Consider the following 23,120-nt stretch of genomic DNA (forward strand, 5'->3'; position numbering starts at 1 on the left):
TGCAATCTAACGGCGGATTACAGGATGTTCAGCGGGTATTGCGCGATCAGACGCAGTTCGTCGATCGACGGCGAGCCGTAGTACACACCATCACCGGAACGGTAGGTGGCTTGACGCAAGCGCAGGCTCAAGTCTTTGGCCGGACCTTCCTGGATGACGTACTTGGCTTCCAGGTCGCGTTCCCATTCTTTACCGTTGTTGGTGGTGGCGGTATTGGCGCCGCTACCTGTGACATAACGAGCCATGAAGCTCAGGCCTGGAATGCCGAAGGTGGCCATGTTGATGTCGTAACGCGCCTGGTACGACTTCTCGCCTTCGGCGTTGAAGTCGGAACGGGCGATGGAGTTGGCCAGGAATACTGTGCCGCCGCCGTCTACGCCGTAGCCATAATCACCGTCACCGGTAACCTTTTGTGCGGCCAGGGTGAAGGTGTGCGCACCGATAGTGTAGGCACCCTGCAAGCTGAAGGCGCGGTTGTCGAGCTTGGTGCTGCCGTCCTTGTAGGCACGTTGCTTGCCTTCGCCATCGCTCTTGGTGTCGTAGATGTTGAAGTCGAGAGCAAAGGATTGATCCTCGCTCAACGCGTGGGTCCAGTTGATGTTGTTGTAGATCTTACGGAAGAAGTCTTCTGTTTTTGCGTAGTAGAGGCTAGCGGTCAGCTCTGGGGTGAAGGAGTAGACGCCACCTGCAAAGTCGGTTTTCGTCAGGCCCAGGCTGTCATGGTAAGTCTGGCTTTGTGAAACGCTCGACGTGAAGTGACCGCCTTCTAGTTTCAGGCCCTTGATCTCGTTGCTGGTCAGCGAGATGCCTTGTGGTAGTTCAGGCAGCAGGCGGCTGTCATCGGAAGCGAATACAGGCGCAGTGGTGTACTGGTCGCCGACTTTCAAGACGGTATCGGAGATACGGAACTTGATGGCACCGCCGCCCTTGGAGTACTGGTCCTGGGAGCGACCATCCGAACCCTGAGGAAACAGGCCGGTCCCCGCACGGCCTTTGCCACTGTCGAGCTTGACGCCCAGCAGGCCGATCACGTCAAAACCAACACCAACGGTGCCCTGGGTGTAGCCCGACTCAAACAGGGCGTTGAAGCCCAGGCCGGTTTCTTCGGCGCGACTTTTACGTTTGCCGTTGACGGTCTCGTAGCCTTCCAGTGGTTCGTTGCGGAAGTCCCGGCTGAAGTACAGGGCGCGAGTGTTGACGCCGAAAGTGCTGTCTTCGATAAGTCCCTTGGACTCGTCCTGAGAGGACGCCATTGCGAACTGCGAGGTGCCTGCTGAAACAGCGAGGGCGATCATGCTCCACTTCATCACGCGCATCGTGATTTGCTCCTTTGGTTTTAGGAAGAGTACTGCCGTCCCACCTGTATTTTTGTCTGGGAGGCTCTTTCTTTTTTGTGACAGCGCAAACTTATAGCACGCTGGCAATAATTGGCGATACGTACACATCTATCCTTTCAGCTTCTTTACGAGGCTGTCGTAAATTGCTAGATCCGTGTCGCAAATCTACAGTCTGTTTGTCACCAGACTGACAACTTCAATACTGTTTTTAATACCCTGGACAAGGGTGGGAAGTACCCCTGTTCAAAGTTTTAAAACTTCCTTTTTTTGTATTGACTCACTGTTCTTTTTATCGTGAAACACTGCCTTCCTGGCAGGTGTCGTTGTCGACGTTATGGGAGTGAATGCAACAAGCGTGCACAAACTGCCAGGCGAATGTCATTTTTTCGTGAAAAATGTGGTGAGTCTGTGAAAACCGCATAACCACGGGGCTTTTGCGTAGTTTTTTTTGGAATTCATGGCTCGGGTTGTGCGGGATTTCGAACGAGTAAAAGTGTGTTCCTGTCAGAAATGTTACCGGTTCACCCTTCGGAGTGAGTAATTGGCGGATAGCCCTTGCCCGGTGTGGGGCATAAAAGACCCATTTTGGTGCGTTCGCGCCCGGCGGTGTGATTGCCTGTTGGTGTCGCGCCGATTGCCCCGTGAAGCAGCCGCCATTCGCAGGTATGCTGGGCGCCTGAAACTGACTAGCCGAACGGAGTGACTGCGGTGTTCGCCTTGGATCCACGTCTGCAAAACGACACTTTGCCTATCGGGGATTTCCCCCTGTGCCGGCTGCTGCTGTCCAACGACTCTAACTACCTCTGGCTTATCCTGGTGCCGCGCATTGCCGGCATCAGCGAAGTGTTCCAGCTTGATGCGGATGACCAGTCCCGGTTGTGGCGCGAAACCACCACGTTGGCGCAGTTGCTCAATGACGGGTTCGGCGCCGATAAAATGAACATTGGCGCCCTGGGCAACGTGGTCAGCCAGTTGCACGTGCACGTGATTGTGCGCAAGCGCGACGATGTGGCCTGGCCTGCTCCGGTCTGGGGCAAGCACCCGGCGTTGCCTTATACCGACGATCAGGTCGCGGTGATTCGTACCCGCCTGCGCGAACTGTTGCCGCCCGACTTCATTTTTACCCAGGACTGAACCATGGACTTGCAAGATCGTGTGACGGACCTTGAGAGCCGCCTGGCTTTCCAGGACGACACCATCGAGACATTAAATGACATTCTGGTCGCCCAGCAGCGGGCGGTAGAGCGCCTGCAATTGCAGATGACAGCCTTGCTCAAGCGTCAGGAAGAGATGGGTGGGCAGTTCGAATCCTCCGAGGAAGAAGCACCACCGCCTCATTATTGAGTGTGCTGTAAAGCGCCTGGCAATAAAAAACCGCGATGCAGTATCAACTGCATCGCGGTTTTTTTTGCACCTGATCTGGGGTCAGCGACGCGGCAGGGCCGCGATCACGTCTTCAGCTTGCAGGCCTTTGTCACGGTTCATGACGGAGAATTCCACGCGCTGGCCTTCTACCAGGACGCGATGGCCTTCGCCGCGAATGGCCCGGAAGTGGACGAAGATATCGTCGCCCGAGTCCCGGGAAATAAAGCCGAAGCCTTTGGAGGTATTGAACCACTTGACGGTCCCGGTATCCCGGTTGGTCATGTCGTAGTTTTGCGAGGTGGCCGGAGCAGACGAGCGGTAGAAGCTGATAGCCAGGTGAAGAACAATAGCGACCAGGGCAATCACCAGGCTGAGCAGGATGGCCGGATGGCCGCCGACTTCAGGCATGGGGGCCAGGAGGGTGAGGGTTTGTACGACGACAGTCAGCACCAGCAATGCGCTGACCAGGTTTTGCAGTTGATGGCGTGTGCCTTTGTTCCAGTAAGGAATGACTGGCGCCAGCGTCAGGTTGAGAAGGCCGAACAGAGCCAGGTACAGCGCGTCGTGTTGTTGCAGGTACGGCAGGCTTTCTGGTTGCAGGCTCGGGATAAAGGACAGCAGCAAAGCTGCAGCGCCCGTTAGCAGGTGGACGATTTTCAACATTTTGATTAACTCACGTTAAGACGGATCACAAGGAAGAGCTGATTGGCACGGTTCGCTTCTGAACAATGGGAGGCGTTGGGCACGTGCGCGGGTATTCAGCCTATGCCGCTTGCCGCAGGAAATAGCGGTGGCGACACGCTGCCTATTTAACAGCAAAGCCTGTGCCTTCTCAAATCAAGCGTTTCAAGGCGTTGCGAAGATCATGGCATTTCTGCGCTAAACCCTTGTCCTAGACAGGTGCGGGTGTTTTTCGCCGCGCCAGGCCTTGTCGCGCGCGCTGCCAAGGGGCGATTTGCCGCAGGCCGCCTGTGGCGCCAGGGCTGCGCAAGGCGAGCACTCTTGCTAGAGTGGGTAAGCACCTGATCAATGAATTTTCATCAATTGAAGGGAATAAACATGGCAATCGATATCGGTATCAGCGAAGAAGATCGTAAATCCATTGTTGACGGACTTTCACGACTGCTTTCAGATACCTATGTACTTTATCTGAAAACCCATAACTTTCATTGGAACGTCACGGGGCCGCAGTTTCGTACATTGCACTTGATGTTTGAAGAGCAATATAACGAACTGGCGCTGGCAGTTGACTCCATTGCCGAACGTATTCGAGCCCTGGGTTTTCCTGCCCCGGGTGCTTACTCTATCTATGCCCGTCTGTCTTCTATCAAGGAAGAGGAAGGCGTACCCAGTGCTGAAAACATGATCAAGCAACTTGTCGATGGGCAGGAAGCTGTTACCCGCACGGCACGCGGAATCTTCCCGTTGCTCGATAAAGTCAGTGATGAGCCGACGGCGGACTTGCTGACCCAGCGCATGCAAATTCACGAAAAAACTGCCTGGATGCTGCGCTCACTGCTCGAAGGCAAGTAAATGTCGTGAGCCGGTGACGCCAGGCAGGCGTCACTGGCTTCACCTGATTCCTTCCGGTTACATACGTTGGCTTGTCCTACGAACAGTGACTCTCTGTCTTCTGGCTGCACTTGCCTGCTTGCTGTTTTATAGGCCCAACGGCCAATAACAGCCGTTTGTTCAAGAGCCGTTTGGCAAGGGAGTGTCAAGTGTATGTCGCGTAGTATGGGTAAAGGTGCGCTGGAAACTTCCGGCTTCTACAAGATAAAGATCGATCCCTTCGTCAAAGGATTCGATATGGCGTTGGCGCGGCCATTGTCGCGTTCGGTCCGGTTGAATGGTTTTTCGACATGCCTGCGGCTTGAAGAAGTCTATTGGAACATTCTGGGTGAAATAGCCAGGATCAATACGTGTTCGGTCAGTGCACTGCTGTCTTACGTGGATCGCGAAGTGCATTTGCGTTATGGCGGGGTGAAGAATTTCAGCGGTCTGGTCAGGGTGGTGTGTGTGGTTCATGCGTTGAAAGGGCAGGCGGCAACGGCACATCAGGCCGGCCTTGTGTAGCCGGGTGCCCTTGATTGGAGGGGCGCGGGTGTCTCTATAGAGTGCGCTGTACGTTGCCACGGCTGCACAGCCTCGATTTAACGGATATAATCTCGCCCTTTGCTGCGCATACCGGCTGGTACGGGGCGCAGCGCAGCAGTGACGTGATCGCCGAGACATCCCATGCCCATGTACGATTATCAATGCGCTTCCTGTGGTCATCAGTTGGAAGCCATTCAAAAGATCAGCGACGCGCCGTTGGTCGATTGCCCTGCTTGCCGGGCACCCGAGCTGAAAAAGATGTTGTCCATGCCGGGCTTTCGCCTGAGCGGTAGCGGCTGGTACGAGACCGACTTCAAGACCGGCTCGAAGAAGAACCTGGCCGGCGGCGACAAAGCAGACTGAGTTGAACTCTACGCGCGAGCTCCTGCATTATCCGTGGCCTGACTTACAAGGTGCGGTGATCGAGCAGGCACTCCACCGAATTTCGAATTACGAGAAGTGAAACCACTACCATGATGCGCAGCCACTATTGCGGCCAACTGAACGAGACCCTGGAAGGTCAGGAAATTACCCTTTGCGGATGGGTTCACCGTCGTCGCGACCATGGCGGGGTGATTTTCCTCGATATCCGTGATCGTGACGGTCTGGCCCAAGTGGTATTCGACCCGGATCGTGCCGAGAGCTTCGCCGCCGCCGATCGCGTGCGCAGCGAGTACGTGGTGAAAATCACCGGCAAGGTTCGCCTGCGTCCGGCCGGTGCCACCAACGCCAACATGGCGTCGGGCATGATCGAAGTCCTGGGCTACGAGCTGGAAGTGCTGAACGAGTCGGAAACCCCGCCGTTCCCACTCAACGAGTTCTCCGACGTTGGCGAAGAAACCCGCCTGCGTTATCGCTTCCTCGACCTGCGTCGCCCGGAAATGGCCGAGAAGCTGCGTCTGCGTTCGCGCATGACCACCAGCATCCGTCGTTTCCTCGACGAGAACGGCTTCCTCGACGTAGAAACGCCGATCCTGACCCGGGCCACCCCGGAAGGTGCGCGTGACTACCTGGTGCCAAGCCGTACCCACGCCGGTAGCTTCTTTGCCCTGCCGCAATCGCCGCAGCTGTTCAAGCAACTGCTGATGGTCGCCGGTTTTGACCGTTACTATCAGATCGCCAAGTGCTTCCGTGACGAAGACCTGCGCGCCGATCGCCAGCCGGAATTCACCCAGATCGACATCGAGACCAGCTTCCTCGATGAAAAAGAGATCATGGGCCTGACCGAAGAAATGATCCGCAACCTGTTCAAGGAAGTGCTGGGCCTGGAGTTCGGCGAGTTCCCGCACATGACCTTCGAAGAGGCCATGCGCCGCTACGGTTCCGACAAGCCAGACCTGCGTAACCCGCTGGAACTGGTCGACGTTGCCGACCAGCTCACGGAAGTCGACTTCAAGGTGTTCAGCGGCCCGGCCAACGACCCGAAATGCCGCATCGCCGCACTGCGTGTGCCAGGCGGGGCGAGCATGCCGCGCAAGCAGATCGACGACTACACCAAGTTCGTCGGCATCTACGGCGCCAAGGGCCTGGCTTACATCAAGGTCAACGAGCGCGCGAATGGCGTTGATGGTCTGCAATCGCCGATCGTCAAGAACATCCCTGAGGACAAGCTCAATGTGATCCTCGATCGCGTGGGTGCAGTTGACGGCGATATCGTGTTCTTCGGTGCCGACAAGGCCAAGATCGTCAGTGAAGCCTTGGGTGCATTGCGCATCAAGCTCGGTCACGACTTGAAACTGCTGACGTGTGAGTGGGCACCGATGTGGGTCGTCGACTTCCCGATGTTCGAAGAGAACGACGACGGTAGCTTCAGCGCCTTGCACCACCCGTTCACCGCGCCCAAGTGCACACCGCAAGAGCTGGAAGCCAATCCGGCTGGCGCTCTGTCCCGCGCCTACGACATGGTGCTCAACGGCACTGAGCTGGGGGGCGGTTCGATCCGTATCCACCGCAAAGAAATGCAACAGTCGGTCTTCCGCCTGTTGGGTATCAACGAAGCGGAACAGGAAGAGAAGTTCGGCTTCCTGCTCGACGCCCTGAAATATGGCGCTCCACCCCACGGTGGCCTGGCCTTCGGCCTTGACCGCCTGGTGATGCTGATGACCGGAGCGCAGTCGATCCGTGAAGTGATTGCCTTCCCGAAAACCCAGAGTGCTGCGGACGTCATGACCCAGGCTCCAGGTGTGGTGGATGCCAAGGCACTGCGCGAGCTGCACATCCGTCTGCGCGAGGCGCCGAAGGCTGAGTAAGGCTGCGGCGTGAAAGCGCGATAAGGTTGTACGCAGTCAAAAAGGCGCATCTTCGGATGCGCCTTTGCGTTTAAAAGAGGGAAGTCTCGCCTGGGGCGGGATTGAAAGGTTTCTAGAGAATTTCGGAGTTGTGTTATGGCTGGCCATTCCAAGTGGGCGAACATCAAGCACCGCAAAGAGCGTCAGGATGCCAAGAAAGGCAAGATCTTCACCAAGTGGATTCGCGAACTGACCGTCGCTGCCCGCCAGGGCGGCGGTGATCCAGGCTCCAACCCACGCCTGCGCCTGGCGCTGGACAAGGCCCTGGGCGCCAACATGAGCCGCGACATCATCGACCGCGCCGTGGCCCGTGGTGCCGGTGCGGCCGATACCGACGACATGGTCGAGCTGACCTACGAAGGCTACGGCCCGGGCGGCGTCGCGGTGATGGTCGAATGCATGACCGACAACCGCAACCGCACCGCGGCGGCTGTACGCCATGCGTTCAGCAAGTGCGGCGGCAACCTGGGCACGGATGGTTCGGTGGCCTATCTGTTCGAGCGCAAGGGGCAGATTACCTTTGCGCCGGGTACGGATGAAGACGCGCTGATGGAAGCCGCGATGGAGGCGGATGCCGACGACGTGGTGACCAACGAAGACGGTTCCATCGACGTATTCACCTCGTTCGCCGGCTTCTATGCGGTGCGTAACGCCTTGGAAGCCGCAGACTTCAAAGGCACCGATGCGGAAATCGTCATGCTGCCGACCACCAGCGCCGAGCTGGACCTGGATGGTGCGCAGAAAGTGCTGAAGATGCTGGATATGCTTGAAGACCTGGATGATGTGCAGAACGTCTACTCCAACGCCGACATCCCGGAATCCGTCGCCGAACAGCTAACTTAAGCGCGATGAAAATCTAATGTGGGAGCTGGCTTGCCTGCGATAGCGGTTTATCAGATACAGAATTTCTGACTGAAACACCGCTATCGCGGGCAAGCCAGCTCCCACATTGGATCTATATGTACCCATAAACCTGCAGGCGTTATGACTTTAATCCTAGGTATCGACCCCGGTTCGCGCATCACCGGCTTTGGCGTGGTGCAGCACACTCCGCGTGGCTGCATCTACGTTGCCTCGGGGTGTATCCGTACCGGTGCTGGCGAGTTGGCCGAGCGCTTGCAGATCGTCTATCGCGGCGTGCGTGAAGTGATCCAGACCTACGGGCCGGTGACCATGGGCATTGAAAAGGTCTTCATGGCCAAAAATGCCGACTCGGCCCTGAAGCTGGGCCAGGCCCGAGGCGCTGCAATTGTTGCCGGCGCGGAGGAGGGCATGGAAATAGCCGAATACACCGCAACCCAGGTCAAGCAGGCCGTGGTCGGCACCGGTGCGGCCAATAAGGAGCAGGTGCAGATGATGGTCATGCATATGCTCAAGCTCACCTCAAAGCCACAGATCGACGCCTCTGACGCCCTGGCTATCGCCATTTGCCATGCGCACACCCGTTCCAGCCTGTTGCCCCATGGCCTTGGCACGGCACGCAGTCGTGGCGGGCGCCTGCGTCTCTGATAGCATCAGCGCAATCGTTATTTCCGGTCAGGCCTCGATCTGACCTCAAGCTTTAAGGATCTGAACCGTGATTGGACGCTTGCGCGGCACCCTGGCTGAGAAACAGCCGCCGCACCTGATTCTGGATGTAAATGGGCTGGGGTATGAGCTGGAAGTGCCCATGACCACCCTGTACCGCCTACCGTCGGTCGGTGAGCCGATAACCCTGCACACCCATCTGGTGGTGCGCGAAGACGCGCAACTACTCTATGGTTTCATCGGCAAGCGCGATCGCGACTTCTTTCGCGAGCTGATCCGCCTTAATGGTGTCGGCCCGAAATTGGCCCTGGCATTGATGTCGAGCCTGGAAGTGGATGAATTGGTACGTGCCGTTTCCGCCCAGGACACCTCCGCATTGACCAAGGTGCCGGGTGTGGGCAAGAAAACCGCCGAGCGCCTGCTGGTGGAACTCAAGGACCGCTTTAAAGCCTGGGAAGTGGTGCCGAGCATGTTTGCCCTGGTGCCAAACCAGCCGGATATGCCGGCGGCCCAGGTTGCCAGTGCTGAAAGCGACGCCGTCAATGCGCTGATCTCCCTGGGCTACAAGCCCCAGGAAGCCAGCAAGGCAGTGTCAGCCATCAAGGACAAGAACCTGAGTGCCGAAGACATGATCCGCCGAGCCCTGAAGGGAATGATTTAGTGATTGAAGCTGATCGTCTGATTGCCGCCACCGGTCCTCGTGACCGTGAAGAAGTCCAGGACCGGGCCATCCGCCCCGTCAGCCTTGCCGACTATATTGGCCAGCCGACCGTGCGCGAGCAGATGGAGTTGTTCATCCAGGCTGCACGCGGGCGCAGCGAGTCCCTGGATCACACGCTGATCTTTGGTCCACCGGGCCTGGGCAAGACCACCCTGGCCATGATCATCGCCCAGGAAATGGGGGTGTCGATCAAGTCTACGTCTGGTCCTGTATTGGAGCGCCCGGGGGATTTGGCGGCACTGCTGACCAATCTTGAGCCTCATGATGTGCTGTTCATCGACGAAATCCACCGGTTATCGCCCATCGTCGAAGAAGTGCTGTACCCGGCCATGGAAGACTTCCAGCTGGATATCATGATTGGCGAAGGGCCGGCTGCGCGCTCGATCAAGCTCGACCTGCCGCCGTTTACCCTGGTGGGCGCTACTACGCGCGCTGGGATGCTGACTAACCCGTTACGAGACCGTTTCGGCATTGTTCAACGTCTAGAGTTCTACAGCACTGTGGATCTGGCGACGATTGTCAGCCGTTCGGCCGGGATTCTCGGTTTGCCGCTGGACCCGGAAGGTGCCTATGAGATTGCCCGCCGGGCTCGTGGCACGCCACGTATTGCCAACCGCTTGCTGCGGCGGGTGCGTGACTTTGCGCAAGTACGCGCCAAGGGCCATATCACCAAGGCCGTGGCCGACCTGGCACTGAACCTGCTGGATGTCGATGAACATGGTTTCGACCATCAAGACCGGCGCCTGCTGCTGACCATGATCGAGAAGTTCGATGGTGGGCCGGTGGGCGTGGACAGCCTGGCTGCTGCCATCAGTGAAGAGCGTCATACCATCGAGGATGTGCTGGAGCCGTACCTGATTCAACAGGGTTACATCATGCGTACACCGAGGGGCCGTGTGGTCACGCGCCATGCGTATTTGCACTTCGGGTTAAACATTCCGTCACGATTGGGGGAGATGCCTGTGGTAGACGAATTCCTCGATGCAGTGGACGATTAAAAAGGCATGGCGAGTCGATTTATTCGACGTTTGTGCTGTCCTAGTGGCTGGCGTCGTCATTCTTTCGTTAGAAATGTTGCAGAGAATGAAAAACAGTTGCCTGGCCGGATTGGCAACCTGAGGAGTAAGCACTAGAGTATGCGCGCGCAAAACGGGGATCAGTCGTTCGCACATCGCTGTCGCGTTTATTACGAGGACACCGATGCGGGCGGCATCGTGTATTACGTCAACTACCTGAAATTCATGGAGCGGGCTCGAACCGAGCGGCTGCGGGAGCTGGGCTTTGCCCAATCCCAGCTTGCAGGGGAGGACCTGTTATTTGTCGTGCATTCCAGCGAGGCCCGTTACCACGCGCCGGCGCGACTGGACGATGAATTGCTGGTCAGCGCAGAAGTAATCGAATTGAACCGTGTCAGCCTGCGCTTTAAACAGCAGGTCAGGCGGGCAACGGATGCAACGCTGCTCTGTGAGGGGCAGTTCCTGGTGGCGTGTGTGCGCACCAATAGTTTGAAACCCCGGGCCATTCCCGAAGCTTTACGTGCGGCCTTTGCCGGCGTGAGCGGCGCCGGTAAACAATCAGAGCAGGAGATTTAGCGTGGAACCTACCGTCGTCGACCATTCCTCCATGTGGAGCCTGGTCAGCAATGCCAGTGTCGTGGTTCAACTGGTGATGCTGACCCTGGTAGCCGCATCGGTTACCTCATGGGTCATGATTTTTCAGCGCAGCAACCTGCTGCGCGCCGGTCGACGTGCCCTGGAGAGCTTCGAAGAGCGCTTCTGGTCGGGTATCGACCTGTCCAAACTATATCGCCAGGCAGGCAGCAACCCGGACCCGGATTCGGGCGTCGAGCAGATCTTCCGCGCCGGCTTCAAGGAGTTCTCCCGCCTGCGCCAGCAGTCCGGCGTTGACCCGGAAGCGGTCATGGAAGGTGTGGCCCGTGCGATGCGCGTAGCGATCTCCCGTGAGGAAGAAAAGCTCGAACAGAGCCTGCCGTTCCTCGCCACCGTCGGTTCGGTCAGCCCGTATATCGGCTTGTTCGGTACCGTCTGGGGCATCATGAACTCCTTCCGTGGCCTGGCAACGGCCCAGCAAGCGACCCTGGCCACCGTGGCCCCGGGTATCGCCGAAGCGCTGATCGCCACTGCCATCGGCCTGTTCGCTGCAATCCCCGCAGTAATTGCCTACAACCGTTTCGCTGCAACCAGCGAGACCTTGATCGGCCGTTACTACACCTTCGCCGATGAATTCCAGGCGATCCTGCACCGTAAAGTGCACACCAGCGAAGAATAAGCAGGTAATTCCCAATGGCTTTAATCGCTCGAGCTCGCAAAAAGCGCAAGCCGGTCGCCGAGATGAACGTAGTGCCTTACATCGACGTGATGTTGGTGCTGCTGGTGATCTTCATGGTGACCGCGCCGATGCTCAATCAGGGTGTGAAGGTTGATCTGCCCAAGGTTTCCAGCGAAGCCTTGCCGCAGGACAACAACACCCAGGTCCTGACCATTTCGATCAAGGCTGACAAGACCTACTACTGGAACCTTGGCAGCGAAGTCGACACCCAGAAGCAACAGGACAAGGCCATGACCTTGCCGCAGATGACTGACGCCGTGACCAAGATCATCCGCGCCGGCAACGAAGGCGGCAAGCACACCCAGGTGTTCATTCGTGGCGACAAGGTTGTCGATTACGGATCCGTCATGGGTGCCATGGGCGGGCTGCAGAAGGCCGGGGTCGGTAATGTTGGCTTGATTACCGAGGCGCCCTGATGCAGCAACAGCGAGAGCCGTCCGCCTCGGAAAGCTACTTCTGGCCTAGCGTCTGGGCAATTGCCCTGCACGTTCTGGTGTTTGGCATGCTGTTTGTCAGCTTTGCCATGACCCCTGAGCTGCCGCCAGCCAAGCCGATCGTGCAGGCGACCCTGTATCAGCTGAAATCGAAAAGTCAGGCCACCACCCAGACCAATCAGAAGATTGCGGGTGAGGCCCAGAAGTCGGCTGCGCGCCAGACTGAAGTCGAACAGATGGAACAGAAGAAGGTCGAGCAGGAAGCGGTGAAGGCTGCTGCGGAACAAAAGAAAGAAGAGGCGGCTCAAAAGGCCGAGGAATCGAAAAAGGCTGACGAAACCAAGAAGGCTGACGAGGCGAAAAAGGCTGATGAAGCCAAGAAAGCCGAGAAAGCTGCCGAAGCGAAAAAAGCCGAAGAGAAACAATTGGCTGATATAGCCAAGAAGAAGTCTGAAGAAGAAGCCAAGAAAGCAGCTGAAGAAGAGGCCAAGAAAAAGGCCGCTGAAGAAGCCAAGAAAAAGATAGTCGAAGACGCGAAGAAGAAAGCCGCCGAAGACGCCAAGAAAAAATCCGAAGCAGACGAGGCGAAGAAAAAAGTCGCCGACGACGCGAAGAAGAAAGCTGCCGCCGATGCCTCGAAGAAAAAGGCCCAGGAAGCAGCGCGCAAATCCGCCGAAGAGAAAAAGGCCCAGGCCCTGGCAGATTTGCTTTCCGACACGCCGCAACGTCAGCAGGCCCTGGCCGATGAACGTGGTGACGAAGTCGCGGGCAGTTTCGACGATCTGATTCGCGCGCGCGCAGCAGAAGGCTGGACTCGTCCACCTTCGGCACGCAAAGGCATGACAGTGGTACTGCAGATCGGCATGTTGCCGGACGGTACGGTGACTTCGGTCAGTGTGGCCAAGTCCAGTGGCGACGGTTCGTTCGACAGTTCAGCGGTTGCAGCGGTCAAGAACATTGGCCGGTTGACCGAGATGCAGGGAATGAAACCAAGCGACTTCGCTCCCTATCGTTCATTCAAGATGACATTCACACCTGAGGATCTAGCCTTGTGAGAAACCTTCTTCGAGGAATGCTTGTCGTTATTTGCTGCATGGCAGGGATAGCGGCGGCGGATGAAAAGAACATCCTGGTAACCAGCGGTAGCGATCGGGCCACCCCGATTGCAGTAGTACCGTTTGGCTGGCAGGGCGGCAGCGTGCTGCCGGACGATATGGCGGAAATCATCGGTAATGACCTGCGCAACTCGGGTTACTACGCGCCAATCCCGAAACAGAACATGATCAGCCAGCCGACCACCGGCAGCGAAGTGATCTACCGTGACTGGAAAGCCCTCGGCGCCCAGTACCTGATGGTAGGCAGCATCGTGCCAGCGGGCGGTCGCCTGCAGGTGCAATACGCCCTGTTCAACGTGGCCACCGAGCAGCAAGTGCTGACCGGCAGCGTGTCGGGCAGCGTCGACCAACTGCGAGACATGGCGCACTACATCGCCGACCAGTCGTTCGAAAAACTGGTGGGTATCAAAGGTGCGTTCTCTACCCGCATGCTGTACGTGACGGCTGAGCGTTTCTCGGTGAACAACACGCGCTACACCCTGCAACGTTCGGACTACGACGGTGCTCGTGCAGTGACCCTGTTGCAGTCGCGCGAGCCGATCCTGTCGCCGCGTTTTGCGCCCGATGGCAAGCGTATCGCCTACGTGTCGTTTGAGCAGAAGCGCCCGCGCATCTTCGTTCAGCACATCGATACCGGTCGCCGTGAGCAGATCACCAACTTCGAAGGCCTGAACGGTGCGCCTGCCTGGTCGCCGGATGGCAATCGCCTGGCATTTGTACTGTCCAAGGACGGTAACCCGGATATCTACGTGATGAACCTCGGTTCGCGCCAGATCACCCGTGTCACTTCCGGCCCTGGCATCAACACCGAACCGTTCTGGGGCAAGGATGGTTCGACCATCTACTTCACGTCAGACCGTGGCGGCAAACCGCAGATCTATAAGAGCAGTGTTGGCGGTGGTGGTGCAGAACGTGTGACCTTTATCGGCAACTACAACGCCAATCCGAAGCTTTCGGCCGATGAAAAGACCCTGGTAATGATCCATCGCCAGGATGGTTTCACTAATTTCAAGGTGGCGGCCCAGGATTTGCAGCGCGGAAGCGTAAAAATCCTCACAGATAGCACTCTTGATGAGTCGCCTACTGTTGCGCCCAACGGCACCATGGTAATCTACGCCACCCGCCAGCAGGGCCGGGGAGTCTTGATGCTCGTGTCCATTAATGGACGCGTAAGGCTCCCGCTTCCTACCGCACAAGGCGAAGTCAGAGAACCGTCCTGGTCCCCTTACCTGAACTGACGCGGCGCTACAAAAAGAAGTACTTAACACACTGGGGTTCATTAGGAGTTTCACGATGGAAATGCTGAAGTTTGGTAAGTTTGCTGCTCTGGCTCTGGCTCTGTCCGTAGCCGTTGGTTGCTCGTCTAAAGGCGGCGACAATGCCGGTGAAGGCGCAGCTGTTGATCCAAACGCTGGTTACGGCGCCAACACTGGTGCAGTTGACGGCTCCCTGAGCGAAGAAGCTGCTCTGCGCGCGATCACCACTTTCTACTTCGAATACGACAGTTCGGACCTGAAGCCAGAAGCCATGCGCGCTCTGGACGTTCACGCGAAAGACCTGAAAGGTAACGGCGCTCGCGTTGTACTGGAAGGCAACACCGACGAACGTGGTACTCGTGAGTACAACATGGCACTGGGCGAGCGTCGTGCGAAAGCCGTTCAGCGCTACCTGGTACTGCAAGGCGTTTCCCCAGCTCAGCTGGAACTGGTTTCCTACGGTGAAGAGCGTCCAGTTGCTACCGGCAACGACGAGCAATCCTGGGCTCAAAACCGTCGCGTCGAACTGCGTAAGTAATTCGTCATGCGAACGTGCCGTCGTGTTGTAACCGTATTGGCTCTCAGCCTCGCACCGCTTGTGGTGTGGGCTGCGGTTCCCGTGGAAGATAGCAACTCTGGCTATAACAATAGTGGGAGCAGCTATCCACCTGCAGGTTATGGCACGAACGGCGCCTATGCGGGAGGAGCGGCCACGGCCGCTCCTTCGGCACAGGGCGAACTGTTCAACCAACTGCAACGCATGCAGGATCAATTGGCGCAGCAACAAGGCACCATTGAAGTTCTGCAGAATGAGGTGCGTCAGCTCAAGCAAGAAGGCCTGGAGCGTTACCAGGATCTTGACCGACGTATAGGAGCCGGTGTTACACCTGCCGCTACTCCTGATAATTCTTCTGCCGGTGGCGCTGCAAGCGCCGCCGGTGGTGCAGCCGCGGCTCCGGCAGCGAGCAGCGAACCGGGTGATCCGGCGAAGGAAAAGCTGTATTACGATGCAGCCTTCGACCTGATCAAGGCCAAGGATTTCGACAAGGCCAGCAAGGCGTTCACCGCTTTCCTGGGTCGTTATCCAAACAGCCAGTACGCTGGGAATGCCCAGTACTGGCTGGGTGAGGTCAACCTGGCCAAGGGTGATGTGCAAGGTGCAGGCCAGGCATTTGCCAAGGTCAGCCAACTTTACCCCAAGCATGCCAAAGTGCCTGATTCGCTGTACAAGCTGGCTGATGTAGAGCGCCGCCTGGGTCATACCGACAAGGTCAAAGGCATTCTGCAGCAGGTAGTGGCCCAATATCCGGGTACATCTGCCGCCCAGTTGGCCCAGCGCGATTTGCAGCGTTTGTAAGCACTGCTGTCCCGCTTGGAAGAAACCCGCGCCTGTCGCGGGTTTTTTCGTTAGAATCCACGCCCTTTTATGAAATACGCTTCTTGGGGTTCACGCTTTGCCGGGATCCCATGAAGTGCCTGACGGAGGCGGACAGCCTGTTTAGCTGTTACGCCCGTGGCGACTATGCAAGACACATTACGCATCACCGAAGTTTTTTACTCGTTACAGGGTGAAACGCGCACTGCCGGCCTGCCCACAGTATTTGTGCGCCTCACCGGCTGCCCGTTGCGCTGCCAGTACTGTGACAGCGCCTACGCCTTCAGTGGCGGCACCATCCGCACCCTCGACGACATCCTGGAGCAGGTTGCAGGCTTTCGGCCGCGCTACGTCTGTGTGACGGGTGGCGAGCCCCTGGCCCAGCCCAATGCCATTCCTTTGCTCAAGCAGCTGTGTGATGCCGGTTACGAGGTGTCACTGGAAACCAGTGGTGCCCTGGACATTTCAGCGGTCGACCCTCGCGTCAGTCGAGTGGTTGACCTGAAGACCCCGGACTCCAAGGAAGCGCATCGCAACCGTTATGAAAACATCGACCTGCTGACCGCCAACGATCAGGTCAAGTTTGTCATTTGCTCGCGGGACGACTATGACTGGGCCAACTCCAAGCTGATCCAATACGGCCTGGACCGGCGCGCCGGCGAGGTGCTGTTTTCCCCCAGCCACCATGACTTGAACGCTCGCGACCTCGCTGATTGGGTGGTCGCCGACAACCTGCCGGTGCGCCTGCAATTGCAGTTGCATAAATACCTTTGGAACGACGAGCCAGGACGCTGAAATGACTGAACAAACCACAGATCAAAAACGTGCCGTAATCCTGCTGTCTGGCGGCCTCGACTCCGCCACCGTGGTCGCCATGGCCCGCGCCGAGGGTTACAGCTGCTACACCATGAGCTTCGATTACGGCCAGCGCTCCCATGCCGAGCTGGACGCCGCCGCCCGTGTTGCCCGCGACCTCGGTGTGGTGGAGCACAAGGTGATCGGTCTGAACCTCAATGGCATTGGCGGCTCGGCCTTGACCGACAGCACCATCGACGTGCCTGAGGCGCCGACTGAGGGCATCCCGGTCACTTATGTGCCGGCCCGTAACACTGTGTTCCTCTCGCTGGCCCTGGGCTGGGCAGAGGTGCTCGACGCCCGCGACATCTTTATCGGCGTCAACGCCGTGGACTACTCCGGCTACCCGGACTGTCGCCCAGAGTTCGTCGAGTCGTTCGAGCGCATGGCCAACCTGGCGACCAAGGCCGGCGTAGAAGGGCGTGGCTTCCGTATCCAGGCGCCCCTGCAAAACCTGAGCAAGGCCGATATCGTCAAGGCGGGTGTAAGGCTTGGTGTCGATTACTCGCTGACTGTGTCCTGCTACCAGGCAGACAATGACGGTCGTGCTTGTAGGAAATGTGACAGCTGCCGCCTGCGTGCAGAAGGCTTCCAAGCGGCCGGAATTACTGACCCAACGCGTTATTTCTGATTTATTTAAAATAAGGTGTTGAATAATCCTTAGAAATCAGTATTATACGCGCCACCACACAGCGGGTCGTTAGCTCAGTTGGTAGAGCAGTTGGCTTTTAACCAATTGGTCGTAGGTTCGAATCCCACACGACCCACCATTTTTGGCGGTTTAGAAAATCCGGAAGGCCCACGCAAGTGAGGATTTCCGGGTTTTTTTTTGCCTTGTGCCAAGACAAACCAGGCGTTCATCGATTCAGGCCCCTGGCTCAGTTTCCTCGGCTGAGCCCTCTGCAAGCCTCTGAGTTCTATTGTTGCTCAGCCTTGGCGTGATACCCATTCATCCATGGGCTGTAGTCCACAAACACATAGCCTGTCGGCAGGCCCTGAGGGTGGCTGTCAAACCCCGGCATCTGTCGCAGGTCCAGCAGTTTGCACTGCGTGACGAGGCGTTGCTGCAGCGCGCTATCCACCTTGAAGCCTTGTAGCCGATACGGGCTTTGATTCAGGTTGACCATGCACTCACTGACTTTGCCTTGTGCATCGGCGATGAAGTGGAAGCTGGCTACGCCGATACTGTCGATGGCATGTCCGGCAAACAGTTGCTCACGGAAGAAGCGGATCTGCTTATAGAAATCGATGCGGGCCGTATGCTTTTGTTGCTCCTCCTCCGACATGCCGAGCAGAGGGGTGAATACCATGGGCGCGACAATCACCTGAGTGTCCTTGGCATCGGCGAAGACCTTGGGTGAGACCTCGGGAAACAGGGTGGTCCAACACAGGTCAGTCACCAGTTTGCCCAGCTTGGCCTGGCGCAGGTTGTTCAGGTCTTGGTTGGGTAGCAGGGTTCCGCGTTTGGTCGAGCAATCCACTACATGGTTCTGCGCGTCGACGGTCATGATCATATTCATCACGCCTGTCAGTTCTTGCTCATTGGCAGCTAGGGCATAGCTGCGCAGTATCATTTGGAAAGTGGTGACGAATTTTTCATCCTTTTGTTGCATTTGTGCTGCCGCCAAGGCCGCTGCCTGTTCGGGCGTGTGACTCTGGCAGCCGGACAGTGAAAGTAGGCTTGCACCGAACAATGCCAGAAGCCAGCGGGACGAAGAAGACGTGTTGAATTCCATTTCTTGGGGCTCGTACACAAATAGACTGGGGAAATGTAGACGGGAACCATTCTCACCCATCAAGCGCTAAAGTGCGATTCGAAATAACAAAAACCGTGGCGCTGGAGTGTTTGGTTGTAACGACTGACGGTTGATTCTGCCTATGTTTGATCTATAGATCTTCTTTGTCTATATTTGAGTCTATAGATTCATTATGAGGTGGCAACTATGAGCCTAGCCCTCCAAGCGCAACCCTTCACTCGGGAACAATGTGTCGCCGGACTACGGGCGGCCGTGGGCATCCTGGAAAAGTGGCAGGCCAGCAGCGACCAGGCCTGCCGCATCCTGCGTATCTCGCGCAGTACCTACACCCGCGCCCGGCAGCGTGATGCCGCATGGTCCGTCAGCCTGGACTTCGATCAGATGCAGCGCATCAGCTTCGTGCTCAATATCCACGCCACGCTGCGCATGGTGTTCGATAACCCCGAGAACGTGTATGGCTTCCCCGCAATGGCCAACGACAACAGCTTTTTCAACGGGCGCTCGCCCCTGGAGATCATGGCTCAGGGCGATATGATTTCGCTGTACGAAACCTTCCGCCGCATCGATGTGCTGCGTGGCGCGCAATGGTGACGCTGAACCAGCTGGGTGAGTTGCCGGGGGGCCAGTTGCAGGCCTATCGCCTGGTCAATTCAAAATTCCCGCCGATTGCATTGTTTGACGATGTGGCGGATGCCGACGAGTTTGAGGCGCTCTATCAGATCCAGGCCCTGACCAACCCGCGATTGGGCAATGAGGTCGGCCGGATCGAGCTGATACCCCGTAGGGAAATCCCGTTCGGGATTGTGGGATGTTCCTACGCAATTGCGCCGTTCACCCACGTCAATCCTGCCGGGTCGCGTTTCAGCGCTGGTGATTTTGGCGTCCTGTACCTGGCTGCGACGATAGAAACGGCACTGGCAGAGGTGCGTCATCACCAGAACCAGTATTGGTCCGGGGTCCATGGCCTGAACTATGAGCGTTTTGTCTTTCGCGGGCTGTCGTGCACCTTTGCCGGTGATTCGATGAAGGATGCGACGTCGGTGCCGATCAGCGACCCGATCTACGATCCCGACGACTACAACGACTCCCATCGTTTGGGCAGCGCACTGAAGAAGGCCGGCTGCCCGGGCCTTCGTTATCTGTCAGTGCGTGCAGAGGGCAACCACTGCTGGGCGTTGCTGACACCTAGGCCGGTGTCGTCGATTGTCCAGGCCTCTCATTACGAGATGGTCTGGAATGGGCAGATCACCAGTGTCAGCAAGATCAGCGAAGCCTGATGCACAGGGTCAGATCTGCCCGCGCACCAGGATCGACTCATCGATCTGCGCAATCGAGGTAACCCCGGTGAGGGTCATGGCCACGCGCATTTCCTTAGCAAAGATATCCAGCAGGTTTTCCACGCCACGCTGCCCATCAGCGGCCAGGGCGTAGGCGGGCGCGCGCCCCAGTAACACGCCACGGGCGCCGAGGGCGAGCATGCGTACCACGTCCAGCCCGGAACGAACCCCCGAGTCCACCAGCACCGTGAGGTCACTGCCAACCGCCTGGGCGATCTCAGGCAGTGCCTTGGCGGTGGACAGCACGCCATCAAGCTGGCGGCCGCCGTGGTTGGACACGACGATGCCGTCAGCGCCGAAGCTCACGGCATCCTTGGCGTCCTGTGGGTCGAGGATGCCCTTGATGATCATTGGGCCCTTCCAGAACTCACGGATCCACTCCAGGTCTTTCCAACTGATGGAGGGGTCGAAGTTGGTGGCCAGCCAGCCGATGTAATCTTCAAGGTGGGTCGGTTTGCCCAGGTATTTGGAGATGTTGCCCAAGTCATGAGGGCGGCCCATCAGCCCCACATCAAACGCCCAGGCCGGCTTGGTCACGGCCTGCAACATGCGTCGCTGGGCGGCGTACGGGCCGGACATCCCGGAGTGGGCATCACGGTAGCGGGCGCCGGGGGTTGGCATGTCGACGGTGAAGACCAGGGTTTTCACTCCGGCGGCTTGCGCGCGCTCCAGGGCGTTTTTCATGAAGCCGCGGTCTTTCAACACATAGAGTTGAAACCAGATCGATTGCGCGGTCTGCGACGCTACTTCCTCGATCGGGCAAACGGAAACGGTCGACAGGCAAAAAGGCACACCTTTATTGGTCGCGGCGTTGGCCACCTGGACTTCCCCGCGTCGGGCAAACATGCCGGTCAGGCCCACCGGACTCATGACCACCGGCATCGCCAGCGGTTGGTCGAACAAGGTGGTTTCCAGGCTCAGGCTCTCGACGTTACGCAGCACACGCTGGCGCAGGCTGATGTCTGCCAGGTCCGAACTGTTGGCCTTGAGGGTGTGCTCGGCGTACGCGCCACCGTCAATGTAGTCGAACAGGAAGCGCGGCAGTTTGCGGCGTGCGGCTTCGCGGTAATCCGATGCGGACGAAATGATCATGAACAGTGAGGCCCCGGAATAAAGAAAACGGTGGGTGGAGGATAGCCAAAGGCTTTTCATGGTAAAAACAACTTTTACAACTTCATTCAAGTCGAAAATGGAATAGTCATGAACCTGCGAACGCTGCGAGCCTTTGTCGAAGTGGTGCGCCAAGGCAGTTTCTCACAAGCGGCCGAGATGGTTTCGCTCACGCAATCGAGTGTCAGCAAAGCGGTCAAGACGCTGGAGGAGGAGTTGGGCACGCCGTTGTTCAGCCGTATCGGCCATAAGAGCGAACTGACAGCCGCCGGTGAGATTGCCTACCGCCGCGCCCTGGTGTTGCTCGCCGAGCGCAACGACTTGGTGGCCGAGATCAATGACCTGCTGGGGCTCAAGCGTGGCGTGTTGCGCATCGGCTTGCCGCCGGTGGGCAGTGGTGAGTTATTTGCCGCGATGTTTGCGGTGTATCGCCAGCGTTACCCACAGATCGAGATCGAGCTGATCGAGCATGGCAGCAAGAAGCTGGGCGAGTGCCTGCAAGCGGGGGAGGTGGACGTGGCTGCCCTGCTGGTGCCGGTGGAGGGCGAGTTTGAGTATCAGGACGTGCGGGTCGAGCCGTTGATGGTTGTCCTGCCCAGCAGCCATCCATTGGCGGGACGCAAGAGTGTGGATTTTTCCGACTTGTCCGACTCACCCTTCATACTGTTCGAGGCCGGGTTTGCCCTGAACCGCATCATTCTTTGCGCCTGCGAGCGTCGGGGCGTCTCGCCGAAGGTTTCCGTGCGCAGCGCCCAGATCGACTTTATCGTCGACCTGGTTGGCGCGGGCCTGGGTGTCGCCTTCCTGCCGCGCATGCTGGCTTACAAGCACCTGCATCCCGGCATTGCGTTGATTGCGTTGGATGAGCCCCAGACTGACTGGCATATTGCCCTGACCTGGCGGCGTAATGCTCACTTGCCGCCAGCCGCGCGGGCCTGGTTGGACCTGGCCAGGGAAATGGGTAATGTCCCTGCGCCATTTTAGGCTTTTGAATCCAATCGATATTCTGTAGCCTTGCGCAGCTTCACCCGTGCTTGATGAACACAATCACTTCGTCCGGCGGCGCCCGAAGGGCTCCAGAGCCGGTGGTATACTCGACTTTCGCGCAACTGCGCCTGCAGGTCTTGCGAACATGACGCAAATTTCCGAACGCCTTCTGGTCCAAGCCCACCTCGATGCCAAGCAACCCAAGGTGCTCAGTGCCGAGGAAGAGGCAAGCTTACGTTCTGCCATCGCTGCCGAGCTCAAGGCTCAAGATGCGGTGCTGGTGGCGCATTTCTACTGCGACCCGGTGATTCAGGCCCTGGCCGAAGAAACCGGTGGCTGTGTTTCCGACTCCCTGGAAATGGCCCGCTTCGGCGCCGCACACCCGGCCAAGACCGTGCTGGTCGCCGGTGTGCGCTTCATGGGCGAGACGGCGAAAATCCTCACCCCCGAAAAACGTATCCTGATGCCAACCCTGGAAGCCACGTGCTCCCTGGACCTGGGTTGCCCGGTGGAAGAGTTTTCGGCGTTCTGCGACCAGCATCCGGAGCGCACCGTGGTGGTCTACGCCAACACTTCGGCGGCGGTCAAAGCGCGCGCGGATTGGGTGGTGACTTCCAGTTGCGCCCTGGAAATCGTCGAAAGCCTGATGGATAACGGCGAAACCATCATCTGGGGCCCGGACAAGCACCTGGGTACCTATATCCAGCGTCAGACCGGTGCCGACATGCTGCTGTGGGACGGTGCCTGCATCGTCCACGAAGAGTTCAAGTCCAAGCAATTGGAAGACATGAAGGCGTTGTACCCGGATGCAGCGATCCTGGTGCACCCGGAATCACCGACCTCGGTGATCGAGTTGGCCGATGCCGTGGGCTCCACCAGCCAGTTGATTGCGGCGGCGCAGCGTTTGCCGAACAAGACGTTCATCGTCGCCACTGACCGCGGCATTTTCTACAAGATGCAGCAGCTGTGCCCGGACAAGGTCTTTGTCGAGGCGCCAACCGCCGGTAACGGCGCGGCATGCCGCAGTTGCGCGCACTGCCCGTGGATGGCGATGAATACCCTGGAGCGCACGCTGCAATGCCTGCGTGAAGGCAGCAACGAGATCTTCGTCGAGCCTTCGCTGATTCCCCATGCGGTACGCCCGCTCAAGCGCATGCTGGACTTTACCCAGGCGGCCCGTCTGAAGTTGGCCGGCAACGCCTGATCCATG

At 58.0% G+C, this 23,120-nt stretch carries 27 protein-coding genes and 1 tRNA gene; 24 read left to right on the forward strand and 4 right to left on the reverse strand.

All coding sequences use genetic code 11. From position 1 onward, the window contains the following. Window positions 1-17 precede the first annotated feature (17 nt). The gene (locus tag BFQ03_RS21725) at window positions 18-1,316 is read right to left on the reverse strand and encodes an OprD family porin (RefSeq protein WP_032862484.1); all 1,299 of its coding nucleotides are present in this window, start codon (window positions 1,314-1,316) and stop codon (window positions 18-20) included. Window positions 1,317-2,045: 729 nt separating this feature from the next. Here BFQ03_RS21725 and BFQ03_RS21730 point away from each other — a divergent pair. Further along, window positions 2,046-2,471, forward strand: a complete 426-nt coding sequence (locus BFQ03_RS21730; RefSeq protein WP_032862485.1) for an HIT domain-containing protein — start codon at window positions 2,046-2,048, stop codon at window positions 2,469-2,471. A 3-nt stretch (window positions 2,472-2,474) separates the two neighbouring features. Further along, window positions 2,475-2,681, forward strand: coding sequence for a SlyX family protein (locus tag BFQ03_RS21735; RefSeq protein ID WP_010169958.1), 207 nt, complete (start codon window positions 2,475-2,477; stop codon window positions 2,679-2,681). Between the two features lie 81 nt (window positions 2,682-2,762). Here BFQ03_RS21735 and BFQ03_RS31015 read toward each other — a convergent pair whose 3' ends face one another. Next, on the reverse strand, window positions 2,763-3,365 hold the full coding sequence (locus tag BFQ03_RS31015; RefSeq protein ID WP_032862487.1) for a cold-shock protein: 603 nt from the start codon (window positions 3,363-3,365) through the stop codon (window positions 2,763-2,765). Window positions 3,366-3,761: 396 nt separating this feature from the next. On the opposite strand from BFQ03_RS31015, the gene BFQ03_RS21745 reads away from it, so the two are divergent. From BFQ03_RS21745 to BFQ03_RS21830, 18 genes are all read left to right on the forward strand, one after another. Further along, window positions 3,762-4,235 (forward strand): Dps family protein, encoded by a 474-nt coding sequence (locus tag BFQ03_RS21745; protein WP_029300319.1) that lies wholly within the window; start codon window positions 3,762-3,764, stop codon window positions 4,233-4,235. Between the two features lie 192 nt (window positions 4,236-4,427). Further along, the gene (locus tag BFQ03_RS21750; RefSeq protein WP_032862489.1) at window positions 4,428-4,778 is read left to right on the forward strand and encodes a ribbon-helix-helix domain-containing protein; all 351 of its coding nucleotides are present in this window, start codon (window positions 4,428-4,430) and stop codon (window positions 4,776-4,778) included. A gap of 162 nt (window positions 4,779-4,940) precedes the next feature. Further along, entirely contained in the window at window positions 4,941-5,162 is a 222-nt protein-coding gene (locus tag BFQ03_RS21755) for an FmdB family zinc ribbon protein (RefSeq protein ID WP_032862490.1), read from the forward strand. Between the two features lie 110 nt (window positions 5,163-5,272). Further along, window positions 5,273-7,048: an aspartate--tRNA ligase gene (gene aspS, locus BFQ03_RS21760; protein ID WP_032862492.1), complete on the forward strand. Its 1,776-nt coding sequence runs from the start codon at window positions 5,273-5,275 to the stop codon at window positions 7,046-7,048. A gap of 135 nt (window positions 7,049-7,183) precedes the next feature. After that, entirely contained in the window at window positions 7,184-7,930 is a 747-nt protein-coding gene (locus BFQ03_RS21765) for a YebC/PmpR family DNA-binding transcriptional regulator (RefSeq protein WP_032862493.1), read from the forward strand. A gap of 141 nt (window positions 7,931-8,071) precedes the next feature. After that, the gene (ruvC, locus tag BFQ03_RS21770) at window positions 8,072-8,596 is read left to right on the forward strand and encodes a crossover junction endodeoxyribonuclease RuvC (protein WP_032862494.1); all 525 of its coding nucleotides are present in this window, start codon (window positions 8,072-8,074) and stop codon (window positions 8,594-8,596) included. A gap of 67 nt (window positions 8,597-8,663) precedes the next feature. Next, window positions 8,664-9,275: a Holliday junction branch migration protein RuvA gene (gene ruvA / locus BFQ03_RS21775; RefSeq protein WP_003193868.1), complete on the forward strand. Its 612-nt coding sequence runs from the start codon at window positions 8,664-8,666 to the stop codon at window positions 9,273-9,275. After that, window positions 9,275-10,333 (forward strand): Holliday junction branch migration DNA helicase RuvB, encoded by a 1,059-nt coding sequence (gene ruvB / locus BFQ03_RS21780; RefSeq protein WP_032862495.1) that lies wholly within the window; start codon window positions 9,275-9,277, stop codon window positions 10,331-10,333. The genes ruvA and ruvB overlap by 1 nt, the downstream gene beginning before the upstream one ends. A 138-nt stretch (window positions 10,334-10,471) precedes the next feature. After that, window positions 10,472-10,927 carry a tol-pal system-associated acyl-CoA thioesterase gene (gene ybgC, locus BFQ03_RS21785; protein WP_029300306.1) on the forward strand — a complete coding sequence of 152 codons (456 nt, stop codon included), beginning with the start codon at window positions 10,472-10,474 and terminating at the stop codon, window positions 10,925-10,927. A gap of 1 nt (window position 10,928) precedes the next feature. Next, window positions 10,929-11,624 (forward strand): protein TolQ, encoded by a 696-nt coding sequence (gene tolQ, locus BFQ03_RS21790; RefSeq protein WP_029300305.1) that lies wholly within the window; start codon window positions 10,929-10,931, stop codon window positions 11,622-11,624. A 23-nt stretch (window positions 11,625-11,647) separates the two neighbouring features. Then, window positions 11,648-12,100 carry a protein TolR gene (gene tolR, locus BFQ03_RS21795; RefSeq protein ID WP_161635741.1) on the forward strand — a complete coding sequence of 151 codons (453 nt, stop codon included), beginning with the start codon at window positions 11,648-11,650 and terminating at the stop codon, window positions 12,098-12,100. Further along, entirely contained in the window at window positions 12,100-13,173 is a 1,074-nt protein-coding gene (tolA, locus tag BFQ03_RS21800) for a cell envelope integrity protein TolA (RefSeq protein WP_032862500.1), read from the forward strand. Before tolR ends, tolA begins: the two co-directional genes overlap by 1 nt. A 17-nt stretch (window positions 13,174-13,190) precedes the next feature. Then, window positions 13,191-14,471 (forward strand): Tol-Pal system beta propeller repeat protein TolB, encoded by a 1,281-nt coding sequence (gene tolB, locus BFQ03_RS21805; RefSeq protein WP_174553290.1) that lies wholly within the window; start codon window positions 13,191-13,193, stop codon window positions 14,469-14,471. Window positions 14,472-14,526: 55 nt separating this feature from the next. Next, window positions 14,527-15,027, forward strand: coding sequence for a peptidoglycan-associated lipoprotein Pal (gene pal / locus BFQ03_RS21810; protein WP_029300299.1), 501 nt, complete (start codon window positions 14,527-14,529; stop codon window positions 15,025-15,027). A gap of 6 nt (window positions 15,028-15,033) precedes the next feature. Further along, window positions 15,034-15,846: a tol-pal system protein YbgF gene (gene ybgF, locus BFQ03_RS21815; RefSeq protein ID WP_032862503.1), complete on the forward strand. Its 813-nt coding sequence runs from the start codon at window positions 15,034-15,036 to the stop codon at window positions 15,844-15,846. 165 nt (window positions 15,847-16,011) lie between these two features. Beyond that, window positions 16,012-16,659: a 7-carboxy-7-deazaguanine synthase QueE gene (gene queE, locus BFQ03_RS21820; RefSeq protein ID WP_032862505.1), complete on the forward strand. Its 648-nt coding sequence runs from the start codon at window positions 16,012-16,014 to the stop codon at window positions 16,657-16,659. A gap of 1 nt (window position 16,660) precedes the next feature. Next, window positions 16,661-17,350, forward strand: a complete 690-nt coding sequence (gene queC, locus BFQ03_RS21825; protein WP_032862506.1) for a 7-cyano-7-deazaguanine synthase QueC — start codon at window positions 16,661-16,663, stop codon at window positions 17,348-17,350. Between the two features lie 63 nt (window positions 17,351-17,413). Then, window positions 17,414-17,489, forward strand: a tRNA-Lys gene (locus tag BFQ03_RS21830). A 147-nt stretch (window positions 17,490-17,636) separates the two neighbouring features. Here the strand turns inward: BFQ03_RS21830 and BFQ03_RS21835 are convergent. Further along, on the reverse strand, window positions 17,637-18,515 hold the full coding sequence (locus BFQ03_RS21835; RefSeq protein ID WP_139115725.1) for a hypothetical protein: 879 nt from the start codon (window positions 18,513-18,515) through the stop codon (window positions 17,637-17,639). A 147-nt stretch (window positions 18,516-18,662) separates the two neighbouring features. On the opposite strand from BFQ03_RS21835, the gene BFQ03_RS21840 reads away from it, so the two are divergent. Both BFQ03_RS21840 and BFQ03_RS21845 read left to right on the forward strand, forming a co-directional pair. Next, the gene (locus tag BFQ03_RS21840) at window positions 18,663-19,067 is read left to right on the forward strand and encodes an antitoxin Xre-like helix-turn-helix domain-containing protein (RefSeq protein ID WP_032862508.1); all 405 of its coding nucleotides are present in this window, start codon (window positions 18,663-18,665) and stop codon (window positions 19,065-19,067) included. Continuing rightward, window positions 19,061-19,753, forward strand: a complete 693-nt coding sequence (locus BFQ03_RS21845; RefSeq protein WP_032862509.1) for an RES family NAD+ phosphorylase — start codon at window positions 19,061-19,063, stop codon at window positions 19,751-19,753. Before BFQ03_RS21840 ends, BFQ03_RS21845 begins: the two co-directional genes overlap by 7 nt. Window positions 19,754-19,762: 9 nt before the next feature. On the opposite strand, the gene lldD is transcribed toward BFQ03_RS21845, so the two are convergent. After that, window positions 19,763-20,905, reverse strand: coding sequence for an FMN-dependent L-lactate dehydrogenase LldD (gene lldD / locus BFQ03_RS21850; RefSeq protein WP_032862625.1), 1,143 nt, complete (start codon window positions 20,903-20,905; stop codon window positions 19,763-19,765). Window positions 20,906-21,013: 108 nt separating this feature from the next. Between lldD and BFQ03_RS21855 the strand changes: the two genes are divergently transcribed. Together BFQ03_RS21855 and nadA are read left to right on the forward strand one after the other, a co-directional pair. Beyond that, on the forward strand, window positions 21,014-21,907 hold the full coding sequence (locus BFQ03_RS21855; protein ID WP_032862510.1) for a LysR family transcriptional regulator: 894 nt from the start codon (window positions 21,014-21,016) through the stop codon (window positions 21,905-21,907). Window positions 21,908-22,055: 148 nt separating this feature from the next. Then, the gene (gene nadA, locus BFQ03_RS21860; RefSeq protein WP_065944006.1) at window positions 22,056-23,114 is read left to right on the forward strand and encodes a quinolinate synthase NadA; all 1,059 of its coding nucleotides are present in this window, start codon (window positions 22,056-22,058) and stop codon (window positions 23,112-23,114) included. The last annotated feature ends 6 nt before the right edge of the window (window positions 23,115-23,120 follow it).

It is taken from the genome of Pseudomonas sp. 25 R 14 (assembly GCF_900004755.1).
Lineage (GTDB): Bacteria > Pseudomonadota > Gammaproteobacteria > Pseudomonadales > Pseudomonadaceae > Aquipseudomonas > Aquipseudomonas brenneri.